Here is an 18,071-nt window from a genome sequence, read left to right as displayed (position 1 = left end):
CACATTCCACGCACCAGGCCTGCGCTTCCCGACACGCGCACGCCGAACCGCTTGCCCGGATTCAGGGCGACGACGGGTCTTCCCTCCCTCCGCCCCTCGGCCCCCCCCCCCCCCCCCCCCCCCCCCCCCCCCCCCCCCCCGCCGGCCCCCCCCCCCCCCCCCCCCCCCCCCCCCCCCCCGACGGTGGGTGCGGACGGGTCAGTTCTTCTTTTTCTTGACGACGGTCTTGCTGGTCAGGGTCCAGCTGTGCGACTTCACCGTGTGCCGGTGCTTGTCCTTCGCCGTGACCGTGACCGTGAACCGTGTGCCGTCCGGCAGGGGGGTGGAGAGGTGGACGGACGCCTTGTGGGTCGCCCGGTTGTAGGAGACGACGGCCGTCACGTGGAGCTGCTTGGCGGCCTTGGAGCCCTTCACGATGCTCACGCTCGCGTTGACGGTCGACACCGGGGCCGACTTGTCCACGGTCATGACGAGGGCGCTCGCCGCGTCGGCGGTGTGTGCCACGGAGGACAGGGTCGCCTCCGAGGCCTTGGCCGTCGCCAGGGACGCACTCGGGTTCTCTGCGGTGAAGACGGGGCCCACCCAGTAGTTCGCCGATCCGTAGGAACTGTTGGGGAAGGCCGGGTCGGCGCCGTAGCGGTAGAGCCCGTTGTGATGCGCGGTGGTGTCGGCCGTACCGGTCAGCGGATACGACTGGTGGGCGCCGCTGAAGTAGCCGCCGTCCACTGCGTAGTTGCCGTTCGGCGCGTGGTAGGAGACGACGTACGGAGTGCCGGCGGTGACTGCCACCGGAGTGGCGAACGTCAGCGTCTGCCAGCCGGAGGCCGTCTCGTTGGTGAAGGTCCCGCCGGCCAGCAGCGTGCCGTCGTCCGACCACAGGCTGCCGGTGTGGTTGCCCGTGTTGCCGGTGCCCTTGTAGAAGGTGACGCCCGTGATCCAGCCGGCCGCCGAGGACGTGAACCGGGTGCCCAGTTCGACGGAGTTGGCGTCACCGGTCACATCGGTCGTGGCCGGCGTCGCGGAGGCGGGCCACAGGGTGCACGGGCAGGTGACCGCGGGCGGGGTGGAGTCGGTCGTGAAGGACCATGTCACCGGGTCCGTCATCGCGTTGCCCCACACATCGGAGGCCTGCACCGAGGCGGTGTAGGTGGTGTGCAGCGACAGCTGCGTCGACGGGGTGAAGGTCACCTTGTTCGCCGAGGGATACGTGATCGATCCCGGCACCGTGCTGCCGTCCGCGTCCTTCACGGTGAAGGTCACGTTGTCGGTGTCGACGGCCGCGCTGAAGGTGGCCGACACCGGCGACGTGATCGACGTGCCGGTCGCCCCGGAGGTCGGGGAGGTGGAGGTGACGGTGGGCGGGGTCGTGCTGGCGGCGGAGGTGTCCAGCACCACGTCGACCCAGTAGTTGCTGCCCGAGGACTGCGAGTTCGGGAAGGCGCTGCTCGAGCCGTAGTGGAAGACGCCGTTGCCACCGTCGGTGCCCGACTTCAGCCCGGTCAGCGGGGCCAGGCCCGCGTCGCTGTCGTCGAAGTAACCGCCGTCGTAGGAGTATCCGCCGTTGGGGGCGAAGTACGAGGCGACGTAGGTGGTGTTGGCCTTGACGCTGATCGGGGTGGCGAAGTTCAGCTGCTGCCAGCCCGAGGCGGTCTCGCCGGAGAAGGTGCCGGTGGCCAGGCGGGTGCCGGAGGCGGTCCACAGGCTGCCGGTGTGCGTGCCGGTGTTGGCCGGCGACTTGTAGAAGCGCACCCCGGTGATCGAACCGGCCACCGTGGTACGGAACTTGACGCCGAGCTCCAGCGAGCTGCCGTCGCCGGCGTTGACGGTGCCGGGCACGGCCGAGGCCGGCCAGACGGTGCAGGGGCAGGCCTGGGGGCCGACGGTGACGGGGATGGTGGTGACGGCGCCGATGTTGACGCTGTCGTCGACCGCGCGGACCTTGATGTTCGCCGCGCCCGGGCTGGTCGGGGTCCAGGTGTAGGTCCACGAGGTCAGACCGGTGGCAGCCTTCCAGGTGGCGCCGCCGTCGGTGGAGACCTCCACGCGGGCCACCACACCACCGGAGTCGGAGGCCGTGCCCTTGATGGTGACCGGCTTCAGCGCCGGGACGGTGACCCCGGAGGCCGGGCTCGTCACGGAGACGGTCGGGCCGGTGGTGTCGGTGGTGGCCGTCGCGGCGACGAGGTTGCTCTGCCGGGTCGCCGGCTGGACGCCCATGTCGGCGAGGACGTTCAGCGTCGCCTGCTGCATCCGGGAGTCCTCGGTGACCACCGTGTCATCGGGGTTGTAGGTGGGGACGTTGGCCAGGCCCCACGACCACTGCACGGTCCCCGACCCGAACACCAGGGCTCCGGAGTCCTGGTCGCGGAACTCGACGAGATTGTGCGTCGCGGTCCCGTTGCCGTAGACGTTGCCCCAGTCCATGCGGAGCTTGGCGTCGTTGATGTCGACCGTCGTGGACGACACGTCGATCGCGCCGGCGGGTCTGGTGCTGTTGTCGAGGTCGCTGTCCCACTCGTAGCCGAGGGTGCCCGTCGGGAACGTCGCGGTCTGGCCGGAGGTCAGGTTGGCGATGGAGGTGTTGCGCCAGATCCGGTTCTTGCCGTACGAACCGGGAACGGTGATGGCGTCGGCGCGGTAGCCGTTCACGGTGAACATGGAGCCGGTCAGGATGTTCGGCGGCTGGTAGTCCTGCCCGTAGTTCTTGCTGGCGGGGTCCATCCAGGTGCCGGTCCAGGTCCCGCTGGGATCGGCGATGCCGTTGTTCTGCTCCATCTTGGTCATCTTGTAGCAGACCAGGGTGCGGTCGGCCGTGTTGGTGCCGTCGATGCTCGGCGCGAGGCGGGTCTTCCAGAAGACCTCGTTGCCGCTGAAGAAGCCCTGCCGGACACCTGCCTTGCGCGCTGCCAGGACGTTGGAGTACTGACTCTGCGTCCAGTACTCGTCATGGCCGGAGGACAGGTACACCTTGTGTTTCTTCAGCAGGGTGGCGCCGCTCGCCGAGGACACGTCCACGCCGGAGGTGTAGCTGACGTCGTAGCCGTTGCGCTCCAGCCAGGCCAGCATCATGTACTCGGAGCCGTAGATGCCGTTGTCGCCGCCGATGTCCAGCGGCCGGTTGTAGCTGACCTCGTAGGCGCGGCCGTCCGGCGCCGGGCCCAGGCCGCCGTAGAGGTCCTGGCCGCCGTAGTCGTTGTAGGCCTGCCAGGTCTGGTCGCTGGTCTGCACGACGACGTCGGAGGTGCTGGCGTCGTTGCGCACCACGAAGGGGTACGGCATCAGGCCGTCGCCGTCGGTCTGCGTCAGGTTCGCGATGTACAGGCCGGACACGGCGTCGCTGGGCACGGTCCAGTTCGCGGTCACGGGCCAGTTGCCGCAGTCGACCAGGCCGGTGTTCTTGGTGGTGCAACTGGCGGGCTTCGTCGTGTAGTTGGCCGGATACGTCACGGCCGCCTGGGCCGCGGTCGACATCTGGCGGGCGCCGTCGCCGCCGTACCAGCCCAACCGGTAGATCTGGACGTTGTACGTGGTCTTCGACTGGATCTTGAACTGGACGGTGTCACCCGCCTGGACGCTCTCCTTGGTGGTGAAGCCCTTGATGTCGCCGTAGGCGTTGGGCGAGAACCAGTCGGTCTTCGGGGTGCCGGGCTTGGAGTTCTCGCACACGATCGGGTTGGAGCCCGATCCGCACGGATCGGACGCCGCCTGTGCGGACCCGGCCAGCGGGAGCACCGCCAATATCAATGCCGCCACGACGGCGAGGCGGGTCCCTCTGATCCGTCTGCTCCAACGTTTCATAAGTACCTCTCAGCGGTGCTGTGCTGGACCGGCCGGCGGGCCGGTGATGGAGCGTGGAACTCTTGGACCGTCAGCCGGCGAGGGCGTCGGTGAGCGTGTCGACGACGCGCTGCTGCTGGTCGGGGGTGATCTGCGGGTACAGCGGCAGCGACAGGATCCGGTCCGCCGCGTGCTCTGCGTTCGGGAAATCGCCTCGGCTGTGGCCGAGTTGGCGGTACGCCGGGGTGAGGTGGACCGGGGCGGGGTAGTGCACTCCGGCGCCGATGCCCTCGGCGTTGAGCTTGCCGACGACGTCGTCGCGGTCGGTGCCGGCGACCTGGATCACGTACAGGTGCCAGACGTGGACGTTGCCGGCCGCGGTCACCGGCAGGACGACCCGGCCGGCCGCCGCGAGGCCGGCGAGCAGCGTGTCGTAGCGGGCCGCGGCCGCCCGGCGGGCCGCGTTGCCGTCCGCGAGCCGGGCCAGCTTGGCGCGCAGGACGACGGCCTGGAGTCCGTCCAGGCGGCTGTTGAACCCGGCCACGTCGTGGCGGTACTTGGCGACGCCGCCGTGGTTGGCGATCGCGCGCACCAGGCCGGCGCGTTCCTCGTCGTCGGTGAGGACGGCGCCCGCGTCGCCGTAGGCGCCGAGGTTCTTGCCCGGATAGAAGCTGGTGGCCGCGATGGTGCCGCTGCCGGGGGTGCGGCCGTCGCGGCTCGCGCCCTGGCACTGGGCGGCGTCCTCCACGATCCGTACGCCGTCGGGCAGTTGACCGGTCAGGGCCGTCACGTCGGCCATCTGTCCGTAGAGGTGGACGGGGACGACCGCGCGGGTGGCCGGGGTGATCGCGTCCAGTGCGGCCTGCGGGTCGAGCAGGTGGCTGTCGGGCAGGCAGTCCGCGAGGACGGGGCGCGCGCCGATGCGGGCCACCGCGCCTGCGGTGGCGATGAAGGTGTTGGCGGGCACCACGACGTCGTCGCCGACGCCGACACCGCTTGCGCGCAGGGCGAGTTCGACGGCGTCGGTGCCGTTGGCGACGCCCACGCAGTGCGTGATGCCGCCGAAGTCGGCGTATTCACGCTCGAACAGGCGCACTTCCTCGCCGCCGACGAACGCGGTGCCCGCCAGGACGCGGTCGAATCCGGCCCGTACCTCGTCGGCGACCTCCTCATGGGCCGCCTTGAGGTCCACAAGCGGAATCTGGTTCATGTGACTGGTCCCCCCAGTGCATGCGGCGCGGCGTCGTGTGCGCGCGCCGCGAGTTGGTCGAGCGCGGGCGCATCCGCCGCGCGCAGCCGCCGGGCCGGGCTCCCCACCCAGACCTCGCCCGGCGGCACGTCGCCGAGCACGGCGCTCCCCATCCCGATCAGCGACCAGGCGCCGATCGTCGTGCCTTCTCTGATCAAAGCACCGGAGCCCACGTAGGCCCCGCGCTCCAGCCGTGCGCTTCCGCCCAGGCGGACGCCGGAGGTGAGGGTGGCGAAGTCCTCGACCACGTCGTCGTGGGTGAGCACGACCTGCGGCATCACGGCCACATGGGCGCCCACCCGCACAGCCGCGGTCAGCACGCAGTGCGCGAACAGCACCGAGCCCGGCCCGACCTCGGAGGTCGCCGACACCGCCGCCGTCGGGTGGACGACGGTGGCGTAGCGGTCCTCGGGCAGGCCGAGCCGGTCGGCGAGGCGGGCGCGGGCCGCGTAGTCCCTCGGGTTGCCGACGCAGATGACCACCTGGGCGGCGGGCAGTTCGTGCACGAGGTCGCAACCGCCGAGGACGGGTACGCCGTCCACCTCAACGCCGTGCAGGGCGGGGTTGTCGTCGAGGTGGCCGAGCAGCTTGAACCCGCCCGAGTCGGCCGCGGCCTGCGCGGTCTCCCGGGCGAAGCCGCCCGCCCCGACGATCACAAGTTCGTTCATCTACCGGCCTGTTCGCGCAGTACGGCCACGACGCGGTCCTGCTGGGCCTCGGTCATGGTGTGGAACAGGGGCAGGATCAGCGAGTCGCGGGTGAGGCGCTCGGTGACCGGCAGCGGCACGCTCGGGTGCTCCGCGTAGGCGGGTTCCAGGTGCGCGGCCATGATCCCGCGCCGGGCGGAGACGCCGGCCTCGGAGAGTGCGGCGAGCAGGTCGTCCCGGCCGACGGGGAAGTCCTCGGCCAGCAGCACCCAGTAGGACTGGAAGTTGCTCTGCCCGTGCGCGGGATCATGGACAGGGGTGAGGCCGGGAACGTCGCCCAGCAACTCCTCGTAACGGGCGGCCAGTTCCCTGCGGCGGGCGATCATCGCGTCGAGCTTGCCGAGCTGGACCAGGCCGATGGCGGCCTGGACGTCGGTCATGCGGTAGTTGTAGCCGACCTCGAGGTAGCTCTCCAGCATGGGCTTGTCGCTGGCATGGCGCTCGGCCGCCGAGGCGTTCATGCCGTGCTCGCGCAGCCTGCGCAGCCGGACCGCCCACTCGGCGTCGTCGGTGGTGACCATGCCACCCTCGCCCGTGGTGACGAGCTTGCGCGGATGGAAGGACCAGGCGGCGAGCAGCGCGCCGTGTCCGACGGGCTTGCCGCCGACGGTCGAGCCGATGGCGCAGGCCGCGTCCTCCACCAGCGGCAGGTCCCAGTCGGCGCAGGCGGCGCGCAGCGCGTGCACGTCGGCCGGGACGCCGCCCTGGTGGACGGCGAGGACGGCCTCGGTGCGCGCTGTGCGCACCGCGTCCACGGTGGCCGGGGTCAGGTTGCCGGTGACGGGGTCGACGTCGGCGAACACCGGCTCGGCGCCGACGTAGCGGACGGCGTTGGCGGTGGCGATGAACGACAGCGAGGGCACCACGACTTCATCGCCGGGGCCGAGGCCGAGAGCGACGAGCGAGAGGTGCAGTGCGGTGGTGCACGAGCTGACGGCGACGGCGTGCTCGGCGCCGACCCGTTCGGCGAAGGCCTGCTCGAAGGCGGCGACCCTCGGGCCCTGGGCGACCCACCCCGACAGCACGGCGTCGGAGGCGGCCTTGGCCTCCTCCTCGCCGAGCCAGGGGATCATCACCGGGATGCGGTCGGTGCTCACTTGGCCGCCTCCCGCTCCGCGCGCCACCACTCGACCAGGTCCTTCAGGCCCGTACGCAGGTCGATCTGCGCGGTGAAGCCGAGCCGGCCGGCGGCCTGCGAGGTGTCCGCGAGGCGGCGGGTCACACCGTTCACCGCGCGGGCGGGACCGTGCACCGGCTCCAGACCGGTCGCGCCCATCGCCTCCAGCAGGCCCTCGGCGAGCTCCTTCAGCGAGGTCTCCGTGCCGCTGGCGACGTTGAACACCTCGTCGGTCAGGTCCGATTCGGCGGCGAGCACGTTGGCCCTGGCGATGTCGCGGACGTCGACGAAGTCCATCGTCTGAAGACCGTCGCCGAGGATCAGCGGCGGCTCGCCCGCCTCGATGCGCTCCATCCAGCGGATGAGCACCTCGGTGTACAGGCCGTGGATGTCCATGCGGGGGCCGTAGACGTTGAAGTAGCGCAGGGCCACGTAGTCCAGGCCGTACATGGTGTGGAAGCTGCGCAGCATGCCCTCGTTGAAGGCCTTCGCTGCGCCGTAGAAGGTGTCGTTGTTGTACGGGTGGTGACGCTCGGTCGTCGGGAAGTCCTCGGCCATGCCGTACACGGACGCCGAGGAGGAGGCGATCACCTTGGCGACGCCGGCCTCGGCCGCCGCCTCCAGGACGTTGAAGGTGCCGTCGACCAGGACCTCGTTGGCGAGCCGGGGCTCCTCCGCGCACTGGGTGATGCGGATCGCGGCCAGGTGGAACACCAGGTCGGCGCCCTCGGTGACCTTCCGTACGGTCTCCACGTCCCGGACGTCGCCCTCGACGACCTCGACGACCCCGCTGGGCAGGGCCCGGGCGAGGTTGGCGCGACGGCCGCGCACGAAGTTGTCCAGGACGACGACCTCGCGGGCGCCGCCCTCGGCCAGCAGGTCGACGAGGTTGGAGCCGATGGTGCCCGCTCCCCCGGTGACCAGGATCTTCTTGCCACGTACGCTGTTCAACTGCTGTGCCCTCTCAGGGAATTGCATCGCTGACTCGGTCGCGCTCAACGCCCGGCGCGCAGGCCCACGACCGCGCCCTTGAACTCGAGGCTGCGGGAGGCCGCTTCGAGGATGTCCAGCACCCGCAGGCCCGCCCGGCCGTCGGTCAGCGGCGCCCGGCCCTGCCGGATGGCGTCGCCGAACTCGTCGACCATGCTGCGCAGCGCTTCCTTCTCGCCGATCGCGGGCGCGACCATGTCGCCGGAGCGGTACGAGATGAGCATGTCCCGGCGCTCGTCGGCGCCGATCTCCTGCGGCGAGGCCAGGTCCACGCCCCGGTCGAAGATCGCCACGCGCTGGGCGGGGTTGAGGTCGTCCCAGACGAGGGTGCGCTTGGAGCCGCCCACCATGGTGGTGCGCACCTTGGTCGGCGAGAGCCAGTTGACGTGCACGTGGGCGATGGCCCCGGTGTTGAGCTGGAGCGTCAGATAGGACACGCAGGCCTGGCCGGCGCCGATCGGGTCGGCCCCGTGGGCGGCGACGGCCACCGGCTCGACGTGGTCGGGGAGGATGAAGTCCAGGATGGACAGGTCGTGCGGGGCCAGGTCCCACATCACGTCGATGTCCTTCTGGACCAGCCCGAGGTTGATGCGGACCGAGTCGACGAAGTGGATCTCGCCGAGTTCGCCGTCGCGGACCAGTTCGCGGATGCGGCCCACGGCGGGTGTGTAGCAGTAGGTGTGGTCGCACATCAGGGTGAGACCGCGCTCCTCAGCCTCCTCGACCAGACGCAGTCCGTCGGCGTAGGTCGCCGCGAGCGGCTTCTCGACCAGGACGTGCTTGCCGGCGCGCAGGGCGGCCAGCGCGATGTCGAGGTGGGTGCCGGCCGGGGTGGCCACGGCGACGGCGGCCACCTCGGGGTCGGCGAGGACGGCCGCGTAGTCGTCGGTGGCCTCGACCGTCGAGTAGGCGCCCAGGACCCGCTTGGCCCGGTCCACGTCGAGGTCGCACAGCCGGCGCAGCCGGAAGCGGTCGCTGGCCTGGAAGTTGCGTACGAGGTTGGGACCCCAGTAGCCGGCCCCGACGACCGCGACCCCCAACGGCTCCGTGGTCTGCGTCACTTGCTTCCTCTTTCCTCGGTCCATCAGTAGGCCCCCGTTCCTCGCACCACTGCGGACCCGGTGCGCGCCAGGATCGACAGGTCCAGGCCCATCGACCAGTTGTCCACGTATCCGAGATCGAGCCGGACGGCCTCGTCCCAGGGCAGGTCGGAGCGTCCGCTGACCTGCCACAGCCCGGTGAGGCCGGGCTTGACGAGCAGCCGGCGCTTGACGTCCGGCGTGTACTCCTCGACCTCCTCGGGCAGCGACGGGCGCGGGCCGACGAGTGACATGTGGCCCTTGACCACGTTGATGAGCTGCGGCAGTTCGTCCAGCGAGCTGCGCCGCAGGAACGAGCCGACCCGGGTGACCCGGGGGTCCTTCTTCACCTTGAACAGCAGTCCGTCGCTGTTCTCGTTGAGGTGCTGGAGCTCCGCCCGCAGGGCTTCCGAGTCCACCCGCATGGTGCGGAACTTCAGCATGGTGAAGTGGTCGCCGAAGCGGCCCACCCGCTCCTGCCGGAACAGGGCCGGGCCGGAGCTGTCCAGGCGCACGATCAGGGCCACCAGCAGCATGGGCAGCGAGAGGAGCAGCAGGAGGCCGGCGGCGAGGGAACGATCCAGCAGTTCCTTGGGCAGCCGGGAGAACCGGGACATGTCGGGTGCCTTGATTCGCATCAGCGGCACCCCGTTGGTGGGCCGTACCGCGAGCCGCGGGGCGGACACGTCGGTCAGCACCGGGGCCAGCAGGAAGTCGACACCCTGTGCGGCCGCACTCCATGACATCCGGCGCAGCACGGTGGGGTCGGCTCCGGGAACCGGCAGCGCCACCAGGGTGTTGATGCCCAGGGCGTGGATGACGTCGTTCATGCCCCCGATGCCACCGAGAAAGGGGAGGCCCAACTTCCGTATTTCCGCGGCGTTTTCCGGGTCGCTCAGGCAGACGCCGGCCACCTGGAGCTCCTGCGCGCCGCCGCGCCTCAGCACGGAGACCAGCTCCACGACGCCGCGCGAGGGCCCGACCAGGAGCGTCACGCTACGGTCCCGGTCGCGCGCCCAGCGTCTGTGCAGCCTGCGGCGGAGCGTGTAGCGAACCCCCACCGCAATCACAGCAACGGGCAAAGCCGCCATGATCATGTCATGAAGGAGGCCCGAATCGCGGGTGAACACCCAGTACGCGACCACGGCCAGGGCCGGCAGTGCGACGGCACCGCGCAGCACCCGTCGGTACTCCTCGGACCCCAGGCCCAGGGCGCTGCGGTCGTAGGAGCGGTGGGCGAACATGGCGATGATCCAGGTCGGGGGCAGCACCAGGGCCACCGCCCAGCGGCCGTAGGCCGCGTGGATCAGGAAGGCCGCAGCAGCTGCAGCGCAGCCGTCCGCGACCAGTAGAGCAAGTCGGTACTTGTGTTCCCAACGTCTTCGGCGAGCTTGTGGACGCCTGTGTTCCACCTGTGCTCGCTCATGCGTGACCTCAATGGCCATGCCCCCCCCACCATGTGCGCGGCTACCCCTGACCGAAGTGCCCTGGACAGAGCAGCACTGGAAAGCGATGGGAGCGTCAGCGGTTCCCCAACCGCCTCATGCACCCAGCACGCTGGTTACAGATTGATCAGAATCATTCACAATGCCGCACCGTGACATGCAGTCAAGAACCTGTTCCCCACCCAAACCGGTCCGGCGGAGCTCAATCTAGACCACGTAACTCAGTCTCGGGAACAGTTGGACGAAACACATGTCGCAATAACGACACCGGCGGCATACTGCCCGCGTGACCAGCATTGTGATCCCGGCCCACAACGAGGCGCCTGTCATCGGCAGACTCCTCGATGCACTGTTGGCCGATTCCGACCCTGGGGACGACACCGACATCCTGGTCGTGTGCAACGGCTGCACGGATTCGACCGCGAAAGTCGCGTCCGAGCGCGGCCCGCGCGTCCGCGTGGTGGAGATCCCCGTCCCGTCCAAGCACGCCGCGCTGCGGGCGGGCGACGACCAGGCACGCGGCTTCCCCCGCGTGTACGTGGACGCCGACGTCGTGATCACGGGAGCCGAGGTGCGGGCGCTGACCGAGCCCCTGCACGACGAGGCCTCGGGCATCCTCGCCACCGCCCCCGAACGACGGATTCCGCTCGCCTCCTGCGCATGGCGGGTTCGCGCCTACTACCGGGTCTGGCAGCAACTCCCCGCCGTACGCGAGGGGTTGTTCGGCCGGGGCGTCATCGCCGTCTCCAAGGCCGGGCACGCCCGCCTCGCCGCGCTGCCGCCGCTCATGGCGGACGACCTGGCCGCATCCCTGGCGTTCACGCCGGCGGAGCGCCGCGTGGTGGACGCGGCCTCCGTCGTGATCCAACCGCCGCGAACATGGCCGGATCTGATCAGAAGGCGCATCCGGGCGGCTGTGTCGACGGCTCAGGTCGAGCAGAATCAGGGCGAGCGGAGTCGGGGCTCGGGCTCGGAAGAGGCGGAGGCCCCGGGGGAGGCGTCGGCCTCGGCGCGCACGAGTACGGCAGACCTGAAAGCCATGCTCCGCCGCGAGCCGACACTCCTCCCGAATGTCGTGGTCTTCCTCGCGGCGGCGGTCACCGCCCGGCGAGGAGCCAGGAAGGCCATCCGGGCACAGGACTTCGGCACCTGGCTCCGGGACGAGAGCAGCCGGCAGCAGAACTGAACCACCGCACGGGGAGCAGGACTTGTATCTCACCGACCGTTCCGCGCCGCCGAAGGCAGGCGCCGACCAGGGTCCAAGACGCGGACCGGGGCGCAAGGTCGCCCCGGTCGTCCTCGTCCTGGGCACGGTCAGCCTCATCACCGACATCTCCTCGGAGATGGTCACCGCCGTCCTGCCGCTCTACCTCGTCACCACGCTGGGCTTCAGTCCACTGGGATTCGGCACCCTCGACGGCGTCTACAACGGCGTCAGCGCACTGGTCCAGTTGACCGGCGGCCACCTCGCCGACCGGATTCGCAACCACAAACTCCTGGCGGGACTCGGCTACGGCCTGTCCGCGCTGTGCAAACCGCTGCTCCTGCTCGCCGGCAGCATCGGCACGCTCGGCACGGTCCTCGCGCTGGAGCGGACCGGCAAGGGCCTGCGCACCGCCCCGCGCGACGCGATGATCTCCCTGTCCACACCGACCGAGAGGCAGGGCCGCGCCTTCGGCGTGCACCGCGCGATGGACACCACAGGCGCGATGCTCGGCCCGCTCGCGGCATTCCTCATCCTGCGCGCGGCGGTCGACGGCTACGACGCGGTGTTCGGCGTGAGCGCGTGTGTCGCCGCGCTCGGGGTGCTGGTGCTGGTGCTGTTCGTGCCGGGGCGCAAGCGGGGCGGTGTCTCGGACGAGGCGGTCCTGCCGGGCGGCCGGCAGCAGAGCGACACGTCGGACGGGACGGGTATCTCGGCGGGAGAGGGCCTGCCGCAGAGCAAGCCACCCGTTCGCGTTCGTGAAGCGCTGGCACTTCTACGAGTGCCTCGGATGCGGGCGCTCGCGGGATGCGCCGCGCTGCTGGGCCTGACCACCGTCAGCGACGCCTTCGTCTACCTGCTCCTGCAACGACGCGCGGGCATCGGCGAGGAGTGGTTCCCCCTGCTGCCGCTGGGCACTGCCGCCGTCTTCCTGCTCCTGGCCGTACCCTTCGGCACCCTGGCCGACCGGATCGGGCGCCGCACCGTGTTCCTCGCCGGGCACGCGGTACTGCTCGTCGCCTACGTCCTCCTGCTGTGGGCCCCGGCCACGTCGGCCCTCCCGGTACTCGTACTCGCCCTGCACGGCACGTTCTACGCGGCCACCGACGGCGTGCTCCCCGCCGCCCTCGCCGGCATCGTCCCGAGCCATCTGCGCGCCAGCGGCCTGGCCATCGTCGGCACCAGCCAGGCGCTGGCGCGCTTCTGCTGTTCCCTGGCCTTCGGCGCCGCCTGGACCATGTGGGGCGACGGCCCGGCCCTGGCCGGCTCGGCGATCGGCCTGTTGTGCTGTGCGGTGGTAGCAGGCGTGGTGCTACGCCCGGCCGACGGAACCCGATGACCAAGGCCCCCGGACCCAGCCGGATGGCCGCCACCACGATGACTGCCACCACGAAGACCACCACCGCTACAAGAACCACAGGGACCCACAGATGACATCGATGCGCCGCCGCCTGCTCATACTCGTCGCGGCGGTCCTGGTGCTCGCGGGCGTGGGGACCGGCGTCGTGCTGCACGCCGCCGCCCGCGCGGACCGCGCCAACAAGCCCCAGGCAGGCGGCCCCACGGTCGACTCGGGCAGGCTGACCCTCGACCAGAAGAGCCGCCTGACCTTCGTCAACCAGGCTTCCGGCCCGCACCGCACCGCGGTCGCCTCGGTCCCGTCCACCGACCCCGAGGCCAAGCGCACCGCCACGGACCTGAAGTGCGCGCGCTTCTACGCGGCGGCCGGCACAGGCGTCTGCCTGCAGTCCACCACCGGCGTCCTCAAGCAGAGCAACCGCGCCCTGCTGCTGGACTCGAACCTCCGCACCCGGCACACGTACGCGCTCGCGGGCACACCCAGCCGAGCCCGGGTCTCCCCCAGCGGCCGCTTCGTCGCCTGGACCGTCTTCGTCTCCGGCGAGTCGTACTCCTCGGCCTTCTTCTCCACCAGGACCTCCGTCCTGGACACCCGCACCATGAAGCTGACCCCCAGCCTGGAGACGTTCTCCATCGTCAAGGACGGCAAGCCCTACCACGCCTCGGACATCAACTTCTGGGGCGTCACCTTCGCCCACGACGACGACACCTTCTACGCCACGCTCAACACGGCCAACAAGACGTACCTGGTGCGGGGTTCGCTGTCCCAGCACAAGGTCACGACGCTGATCGAGAACGTTGAGTGCCCGTCCCTGTCCCCCGACGAGACCCGCGTCGCCTTCAAGAAGCGGATCCTGTCCCGCACGGACCTCTGGCACGAATACGTCCTCGACCTGAAGACCCTGAAGGAAACCCCCCTGGCCGAACGCCACAGCGTCGACGACCAGGCCACCTGGCTCGACAACAAAACCGTCGCCTACGCCCTCCCGTCCCAAGGCAACGTCGGCAGCACGGACTTGTGGAGCACACCGGCGAACGGCACGGGAACGCCTCGGAAGTTGATCCCGGGGGCTTCTTCGCCGGCACCGTTGTAGGCCCGAGGCCTGGTCAGCTGCGCCCGGACGGTTCGATCGCCACAAGCTCGACCTCGAAGCCGTCGTCGTTCTCCAGATAGGCGGCGTAGTGCCGTTCCCCGCCCGCATACGGATGCCGCTCGGGAAACATCAGCTGCCAACCATGCTGGACCGCGTCGGCCGCCAAGTTCTCGACCACGACGGCGTCTTCGACGTGGAAGGCCAGATGATTCAGCCCTGGACGGCACCGGTCGTACCGTTCCGCGGTCAGCGCCGGGGACTGCTCGACGACCACGTACGTGGGCCCGAGCCGCCAGCTGCGCCCGCTGTCCCAGCTCTGGAAGAGGGCGTAGCCGAGCCTCTCCAGCAACCAGCCGAGCGAAGCCCGCGCGCGGGCGAGATCGGGCACCCAGAGCTCGACGTGGTGCAGCATGCCGTGCGCGGGTGGGCTGTTGAGCACGAAAGAGGCCTTCCCGGCCGGCGTCACACACCGGCCACCTTGCCGGTGACGAAGCGGCCCATATACCGGCCGACCTCGCAAACGCCGCGTACTCAAAGCACCCAGTGGAGGCGGTCTCGTCCCGGGCTCAGGCGCACGCGCCGCGTTTCAGCGCGATACGGCCAGGATCACCGTGACGCACGTCGTGATCAGTGCCGCGGTGATGACGGCCATGCCGATCAGGGTTCCGCGGAGCCAGTGGCCGAGGTGGTTGCGGTGCTGCTGCTCCAGCTCGCCGATCCGAGCGGCGATGTGAGCGGTCACGATATGGGCGACGTAGGCCTGCTCTTCGAGGTACCACCGCTCGATGTCCATTTTCTGCCCGCGGGTCAGCCCCTCTTCCCGAGCGGTGAACTCCTCAACGCGCTGGTGCGCGGCATGGAGATGAGCCTCCTGGTAGAGGAAGCTCTCGATGTCGTTCAGGCCGCGTGCGGCCTCCTTGTCGGCGTCCATGGTGCACCTCCAGAGAGGGTTGCGAGCGCGCGTGGGACATCGGCCGTCAGGCCGGCGGGCGGAGAACCCACCGGCCTACGGGCCCAGGGTCTGGCTGCGACGTTCACCGCCGGGTGTCGGGTGCCACGTACTCGAAGGTCGGTCCGGCCGTCGTCTCGTCTCCGTCGGGCATCTGCAGCAGGCTCAGCGCCTGTGCCTTGAGCGCGTACATCGTGCCCATCCCTGCCCCGAGCATCTGCGGGCTGCCGTTGAACGCCTGCTCCAGTTGATCGAGCAGGGTGCAGTAGGTCTGGTTGAACCCTTCCTGCGCGGTGCGGATCGGGTCGCCCGAAGGGTGGTCTGTCATACGGGGGTTGGGGCGCATCGGGAGGACGCCGTCAGGGTCGACCACGATCGCCTCACCGGTGGGGCCGGATGCGGGGGTGTCGCCGCGCCGGTATCGGCGGCCCAGCTTGAGCTCCTCGAACCGGTAGTAGTGGGCGACCTCGTCACGGTCGGGGTGGAAGACGTCCTGGTCGCCGTCCCAGACTTCGCCGCGTGACGTGCCCTCGCCCTGCTCGACGATCTCCTCCATCGCCGCGAGGGCCGAGGCGAGATCGAGGACCGGCTTCAACTGTCCGCCGGTGTGGGAGAAGGGGCCGGCCGTGATCTGACGGGCCGGGTCACCGCAGAAGACCTTTTCCTCGCCGAGTTCGGCGCACAGATGGTGCAGCCCTTGTTCGATGGCGTCGTAGAACTGCCCGATCGTCTCGTAGTCGTCGCCTTCCGCCGGGGCGGCGGGCGGAGCCGGCTTCTCCAGGCGGAGGAACATCTCGAGAGCCTGCGCCCCGAACGGAACCAGTGACAGCGTCAGAGAGCGGTCGCCGTGGGGCAGCGTCCGGGGGTGGCTCGGCAGCATGGTCGAGGGGTCCAGGCGTGGCTGCCCACCGACCGCGTTGAGGAGGTTGGCCGCCAGGGCGAGATGGATCATCTCCTCGACGAAGACACTGCTCACCGCCTGGGCGGCGTCTGGATTCCGCTGCGGGTCGAGGGAGTACAGGGCGCAGAGATAGGGCGGCAGAGTGGCGTGTTCGAGTTCGATCGCCCACTGAAGGTGCTCGCGAAGACTGTCGAGCGTGTCGATCCGTGCGGTCACGGGCGCCGCGGCGATGTCGACCTGTTCCGCTTGTTCCATGAGTGTGCTCATTTCCGCTGTCGCAAAGGGGTGGCCGCGCACCCGGGAGGTCACGGAGCGCGCGTGAGCTCGGTCCGACTCGGACAGCCGGACGGGTACGCCGGCTCTCACGGTCTTCACGACGCGCCTCTCCGCCTGCCGGGGTACGCGATGCTGTCCGATCAACAGGTAAGACAGGACAGCCCCACGATCTGTGACATCCGCCAAGTCACGCGTCCGCGGGCGGATCGGCCAGGATCCCCCTGAGCAGGCCGGTGGACCGACCCACCTCGATGAGATAGCCGTCGGGGTCGCGCAGGTAGCAGCGCAGCGACGGGCGCGGCGCCGGTGAGGAAACGGCGGCGGCTGGGCATGCGGTTCTCCTGCTGCGAGCTGGGCGGCGTTCGGTGTGCTGTGTGCCTGCGGTGCGCGGTGAGCTGGATCGAAGGTCATCAGAACCATCCGTCCAACGCCATGCACCCGCTATGAACACTCCGTTTCGACCAGCAATTCGACCAGCAATTCGACCATGAAGAGGCCGATGCCCCGGACGGAGGTTTCCGTCTCGAGGCATCGGATTGATCGCAAACGGAGGTACGCCGAAAGGATCAGCCGCAGTTGGTGCCGTACTCGCCGTAGTACACCCCGCCCATCGAACCCCACCAGTCGACACAGGACCCAGCGGCCTTGACATAGACCGGGCCCACGTAGGAACGGAAGTTGCCGCCGTCCTGGTCGTCGAAGATCTCGGTGCTGCTGCGCCGGATGAACAGGTCCATGTACACCGGGTCACCCGCGACGTTACGGACGGCCACCGCACAGTTCTTGCCGGTGGCGGAGCTGTAGGTGAGATAGGCCGTGCCGATGTCGCCGATCGCCGTCGAGTTGACGACCTTGTAGCCGCTGCCGCAGGCGCCGTTGTACGCCACCGCAGTCGTCGTCGCCGTAGCCGCCACGGTCTTCGTGGTGGCGGGCGCAGCCGACGCCGTCGGTGCGAGAGTCGCGAGGGCGACAGCGCTCGCACCGGCAACCACCACGCCCTGCAGCACACGCTTCGTCCGTGACATGTTTCTCCCCGTTTCAGAGCTCAAGTTGGTCCAGCATCCCCGGACTTGGTCATCGTCCGGTCGGACACCGCTTCCGATGCCTAGTACGACCAGCCGGCCACCCCACCCGTTGCACGCCTCACTGCAACGGCTTGGTGCCACATGTCATCAGCCCGAAACAGCTCGGTGAACGGGAGGTGGCCGAGCCATCCGGACGCCGCCGACTGATTGGTCGGACGGGACCTGATTCGTATGCCTGATGTCATCGAGAACGGCTACGGTGGGCGTCGTTCAGGGTCACCCCTCGTCGTGCTGCTGGACCAGCCCGGCGATGTGGGCGGTGACCGTGTCCAGGATGTCGCTCCAGGCGGACTCGTCCCCGAGTACAAGGTAGTTGAGGGTCAACCCGTCGGTCATGGCGGCCAGGTAGCGGGCCAACGTGGGGACGGGCACCTTGAGTTGGAGGTTCATGACGGTGCGCAGGCCGCCGATCAGCTCGGTATAGGCATCGCCGTAGAGCTCGTACTGTCGTCGGGCCAGGTGCTCGAAGCCCGGCTCGCGCAGGGCGTATTGGGTCAGTTCGTAGGTGAGCATGTGGTCGTCGGGGTGGGCGCGGACGTGGTCCCAGTAGGCCTGGAAGCCCGCCCGGACGGTCTCGACGAGGGTGGCCCGGGGCCGTAGGGCCTGCCTGACCACGGTCACGGAGTGGTCGGTGAGGGTGGTGATGACCGACTCGATCAAGGCCTGCTTGGAGTCGAAGCAGTAGTGGAAGACGCTCAGGGACACGCCCGCCTCGGCGGCGATGGACCGGGTCGTCGTCTTGGCGACGCCGTCCCGGGCCATCGCCCGTATCGCCGCTTCCGTCAGCTGTGTGCGCCGTTCCGCCGACGGCATGCGTGCCATGTGTGTCCTCGGTTGTC

General features: G+C 69.7%; 15 protein-coding genes and 1 pseudogene. 3 read left to right on the top strand and 13 right to left on the bottom strand.

Annotation, left to right across the window (positions count from 1 at the left end; all coding sequences use genetic code 11):
* Positions 1-198: 198 nt before the first annotated feature.
* The 7 genes from ACGFYN_RS26915 to ACGFYN_RS26885 form a co-directional block, all read right to left on the bottom strand.
* Entirely contained in the window at positions 199-3,753 is a 3,555-nt protein-coding gene (locus ACGFYN_RS26915) for a DUF4082 domain-containing protein (protein ID WP_393868432.1), read from the bottom strand.
* A gap of 115 nt (positions 3,754-3,868) precedes the next feature.
* Positions 3,869-4,987: a DegT/DnrJ/EryC1/StrS family aminotransferase gene (locus tag ACGFYN_RS26910; RefSeq protein ID WP_393868431.1), complete on the bottom strand. Its 1,119-nt coding sequence runs from the start codon at positions 4,985-4,987 to the stop codon at positions 3,869-3,871.
* Entirely contained in the window at positions 4,984-5,694 is a 711-nt protein-coding gene (locus tag ACGFYN_RS26905; RefSeq protein WP_393868430.1) for an acetyltransferase, read from the bottom strand. Before ACGFYN_RS26905 ends, ACGFYN_RS26910 begins: the two co-directional genes overlap by 4 nt.
* The gene (locus ACGFYN_RS26900) at positions 5,691-6,830 is read right to left on the bottom strand and encodes a DegT/DnrJ/EryC1/StrS family aminotransferase (RefSeq protein ID WP_393868429.1); all 1,140 of its coding nucleotides are present in this window, start codon (positions 6,828-6,830) and stop codon (positions 5,691-5,693) included. The genes ACGFYN_RS26905 and ACGFYN_RS26900 overlap by 4 nt, the downstream gene beginning before the upstream one ends.
* A complete protein-coding gene (locus ACGFYN_RS26895; protein ID WP_393868428.1) occupies positions 6,827-7,801 on the bottom strand; it encodes an NAD-dependent epimerase/dehydratase family protein in 975 nt (324 codons plus the stop codon). The genes ACGFYN_RS26900 and ACGFYN_RS26895 overlap by 4 nt, the downstream gene beginning before the upstream one ends.
* Before the next feature lie 44 nt (positions 7,802-7,845).
* Positions 7,846-8,901 carry a Gfo/Idh/MocA family protein gene (locus ACGFYN_RS26890; RefSeq protein WP_393868427.1) on the bottom strand — a complete coding sequence of 352 codons (1,056 nt, stop codon included), beginning with the start codon at positions 8,899-8,901 and terminating at the stop codon, positions 7,846-7,848.
* A 23-nt stretch (positions 8,902-8,924) separates the two neighbouring features.
* Complete coding sequence (locus ACGFYN_RS26885) at positions 8,925-10,364, bottom strand: sugar transferase (protein ID WP_393868426.1); 1,440 nt, start codon at positions 10,362-10,364, stop codon at positions 8,925-8,927.
* 286 nt (positions 10,365-10,650) lie between these two features.
* Here ACGFYN_RS26885 and ACGFYN_RS26880 point away from each other — a divergent pair, with 286 nt between their 5' ends.
* The 3 genes from ACGFYN_RS26880 to ACGFYN_RS26870 all read left to right on the top strand — a co-directional run bounded on the left by ACGFYN_RS26880 (position 10,651) and on the right by ACGFYN_RS26870 (position 14,021).
* Positions 10,651-11,550 (top strand): glycosyltransferase, encoded by a 900-nt coding sequence (locus ACGFYN_RS26880; RefSeq protein WP_393868425.1) that lies wholly within the window; start codon positions 10,651-10,653, stop codon positions 11,548-11,550.
* Between the two features lie 22 nt (positions 11,551-11,572).
* The gene (locus ACGFYN_RS26875; RefSeq protein WP_393868424.1) at positions 11,573-12,907 is read left to right on the top strand and encodes an MFS transporter; all 1,335 of its coding nucleotides are present in this window, start codon (positions 11,573-11,575) and stop codon (positions 12,905-12,907) included.
* Positions 12,908-12,998: 91 nt separating this feature from the next.
* Positions 12,999-14,021, top strand: a complete 1,023-nt coding sequence (locus ACGFYN_RS26870) for a TolB-like translocation protein (RefSeq protein ID WP_393868423.1) — start codon at positions 12,999-13,001, stop codon at positions 14,019-14,021.
* Between the two features lie 13 nt (positions 14,022-14,034).
* On the opposite strand, the gene ACGFYN_RS26865 is transcribed toward ACGFYN_RS26870, so the two are convergent.
* The 6 genes and pseudogenes from ACGFYN_RS26865 to ACGFYN_RS26840 form a co-directional block, all read right to left on the bottom strand.
* The gene (locus ACGFYN_RS26865; RefSeq protein ID WP_393868443.1) at positions 14,035-14,433 is read right to left on the bottom strand and encodes a VOC family protein; all 399 of its coding nucleotides are present in this window, start codon (positions 14,431-14,433) and stop codon (positions 14,035-14,037) included.
* Between the two features lie 174 nt (positions 14,434-14,607).
* Positions 14,608-14,952, bottom strand: a complete 345-nt coding sequence (locus ACGFYN_RS26860) for a hypothetical protein (protein WP_393868422.1) — start codon at positions 14,950-14,952, stop codon at positions 14,608-14,610.
* A 103-nt stretch (positions 14,953-15,055) separates the two neighbouring features.
* Positions 15,056-16,126 carry a ferritin-like protein gene (locus tag ACGFYN_RS26855; RefSeq protein WP_393868421.1) on the bottom strand — a complete coding sequence of 357 codons (1,071 nt, stop codon included), beginning with the start codon at positions 16,124-16,126 and terminating at the stop codon, positions 15,056-15,058.
* Positions 16,127-16,334: 208 nt separating this feature from the next.
* A pseudogene (locus ACGFYN_RS26850) lies at positions 16,335-16,439 on the bottom strand (VOC family protein); the annotation flags it as partial.
* Between the two features lie 274 nt (positions 16,440-16,713).
* Positions 16,714-17,172, bottom strand: a complete 459-nt coding sequence (locus tag ACGFYN_RS26845) for a spore-associated protein A (protein ID WP_393868420.1) — start codon at positions 17,170-17,172, stop codon at positions 16,714-16,716.
* 276 nt (positions 17,173-17,448) lie between these two features.
* A complete protein-coding gene (locus ACGFYN_RS26840; RefSeq protein ID WP_393868419.1) occupies positions 17,449-18,054 on the bottom strand; it encodes a TetR/AcrR family transcriptional regulator in 606 nt (201 codons plus the stop codon).
* Between the last annotated feature and the right edge of the window lie 17 nt (positions 18,055-18,071).

Source organism: Streptomyces sp. NPDC048419, from assembly GCF_043200415.1.
Lineage (GTDB): Bacteria > Actinomycetota > Actinomycetes > Streptomycetales > Streptomycetaceae > Streptomyces.
The sequence above is the reverse complement of the archived record's forward strand: the minus strand, read 5'-3'. Positions and strand labels throughout refer to the sequence as shown.

What these genes read in the sequence shown, in the direction of transcription:
- ACGFYN_RS26910 (WP_393868431.1), bottom strand. Translation starts at nt 4,987, where the DNA reads ATGAACCAGATTCCGCTTGTGGACCTCAAGGCGGCCCATGAGGAGGTC.
- ACGFYN_RS26905 (WP_393868430.1), bottom strand. Translation starts at nt 5,694, where the DNA reads ATGAACGAACTTGTGATCGTCGGGGCGGGCGGCTTCGCCCGGGAGACC.
- ACGFYN_RS26885 (WP_393868426.1), bottom strand. Translation starts at nt 10,364, where the DNA reads ATGGCCATTGAGGTCACGCATGAGCGAGCACAGGTGGAACACAGGCGT.
- ACGFYN_RS26870 (WP_393868423.1), top strand. Translation starts at nt 12,999, where the DNA reads ATGACATCGATGCGCCGCCGCCTGCTCATACTCGTCGCGGCGGTCCTG.
- ACGFYN_RS26865 (WP_393868443.1), bottom strand. Translation starts at nt 14,433, where the DNA reads ATGCTGCACCACGTCGAGCTCTGGGTGCCCGATCTCGCCCGCGCGCGG.
- ACGFYN_RS26860 (WP_393868422.1), bottom strand. Translation starts at nt 14,952, where the DNA reads ATGGACGCCGACAAGGAGGCCGCACGCGGCCTGAACGACATCGAGAGC.
- ACGFYN_RS26855 (WP_393868421.1), bottom strand. Translation starts at nt 16,126, where the DNA reads ATGGAACAAGCGGAACAGGTCGACATCGCCGCGGCGCCCGTGACCGCA.
- ACGFYN_RS26845 (WP_393868420.1), bottom strand. Translation starts at nt 17,172, where the DNA reads ATGTCACGGACGAAGCGTGTGCTGCAGGGCGTGGTGGTTGCCGGTGCG.
- ACGFYN_RS26840 (WP_393868419.1), bottom strand. Translation starts at nt 18,054, where the DNA reads ATGGCACGCATGCCGTCGGCGGAACGGCGCACACAGCTGACGGAAGCG.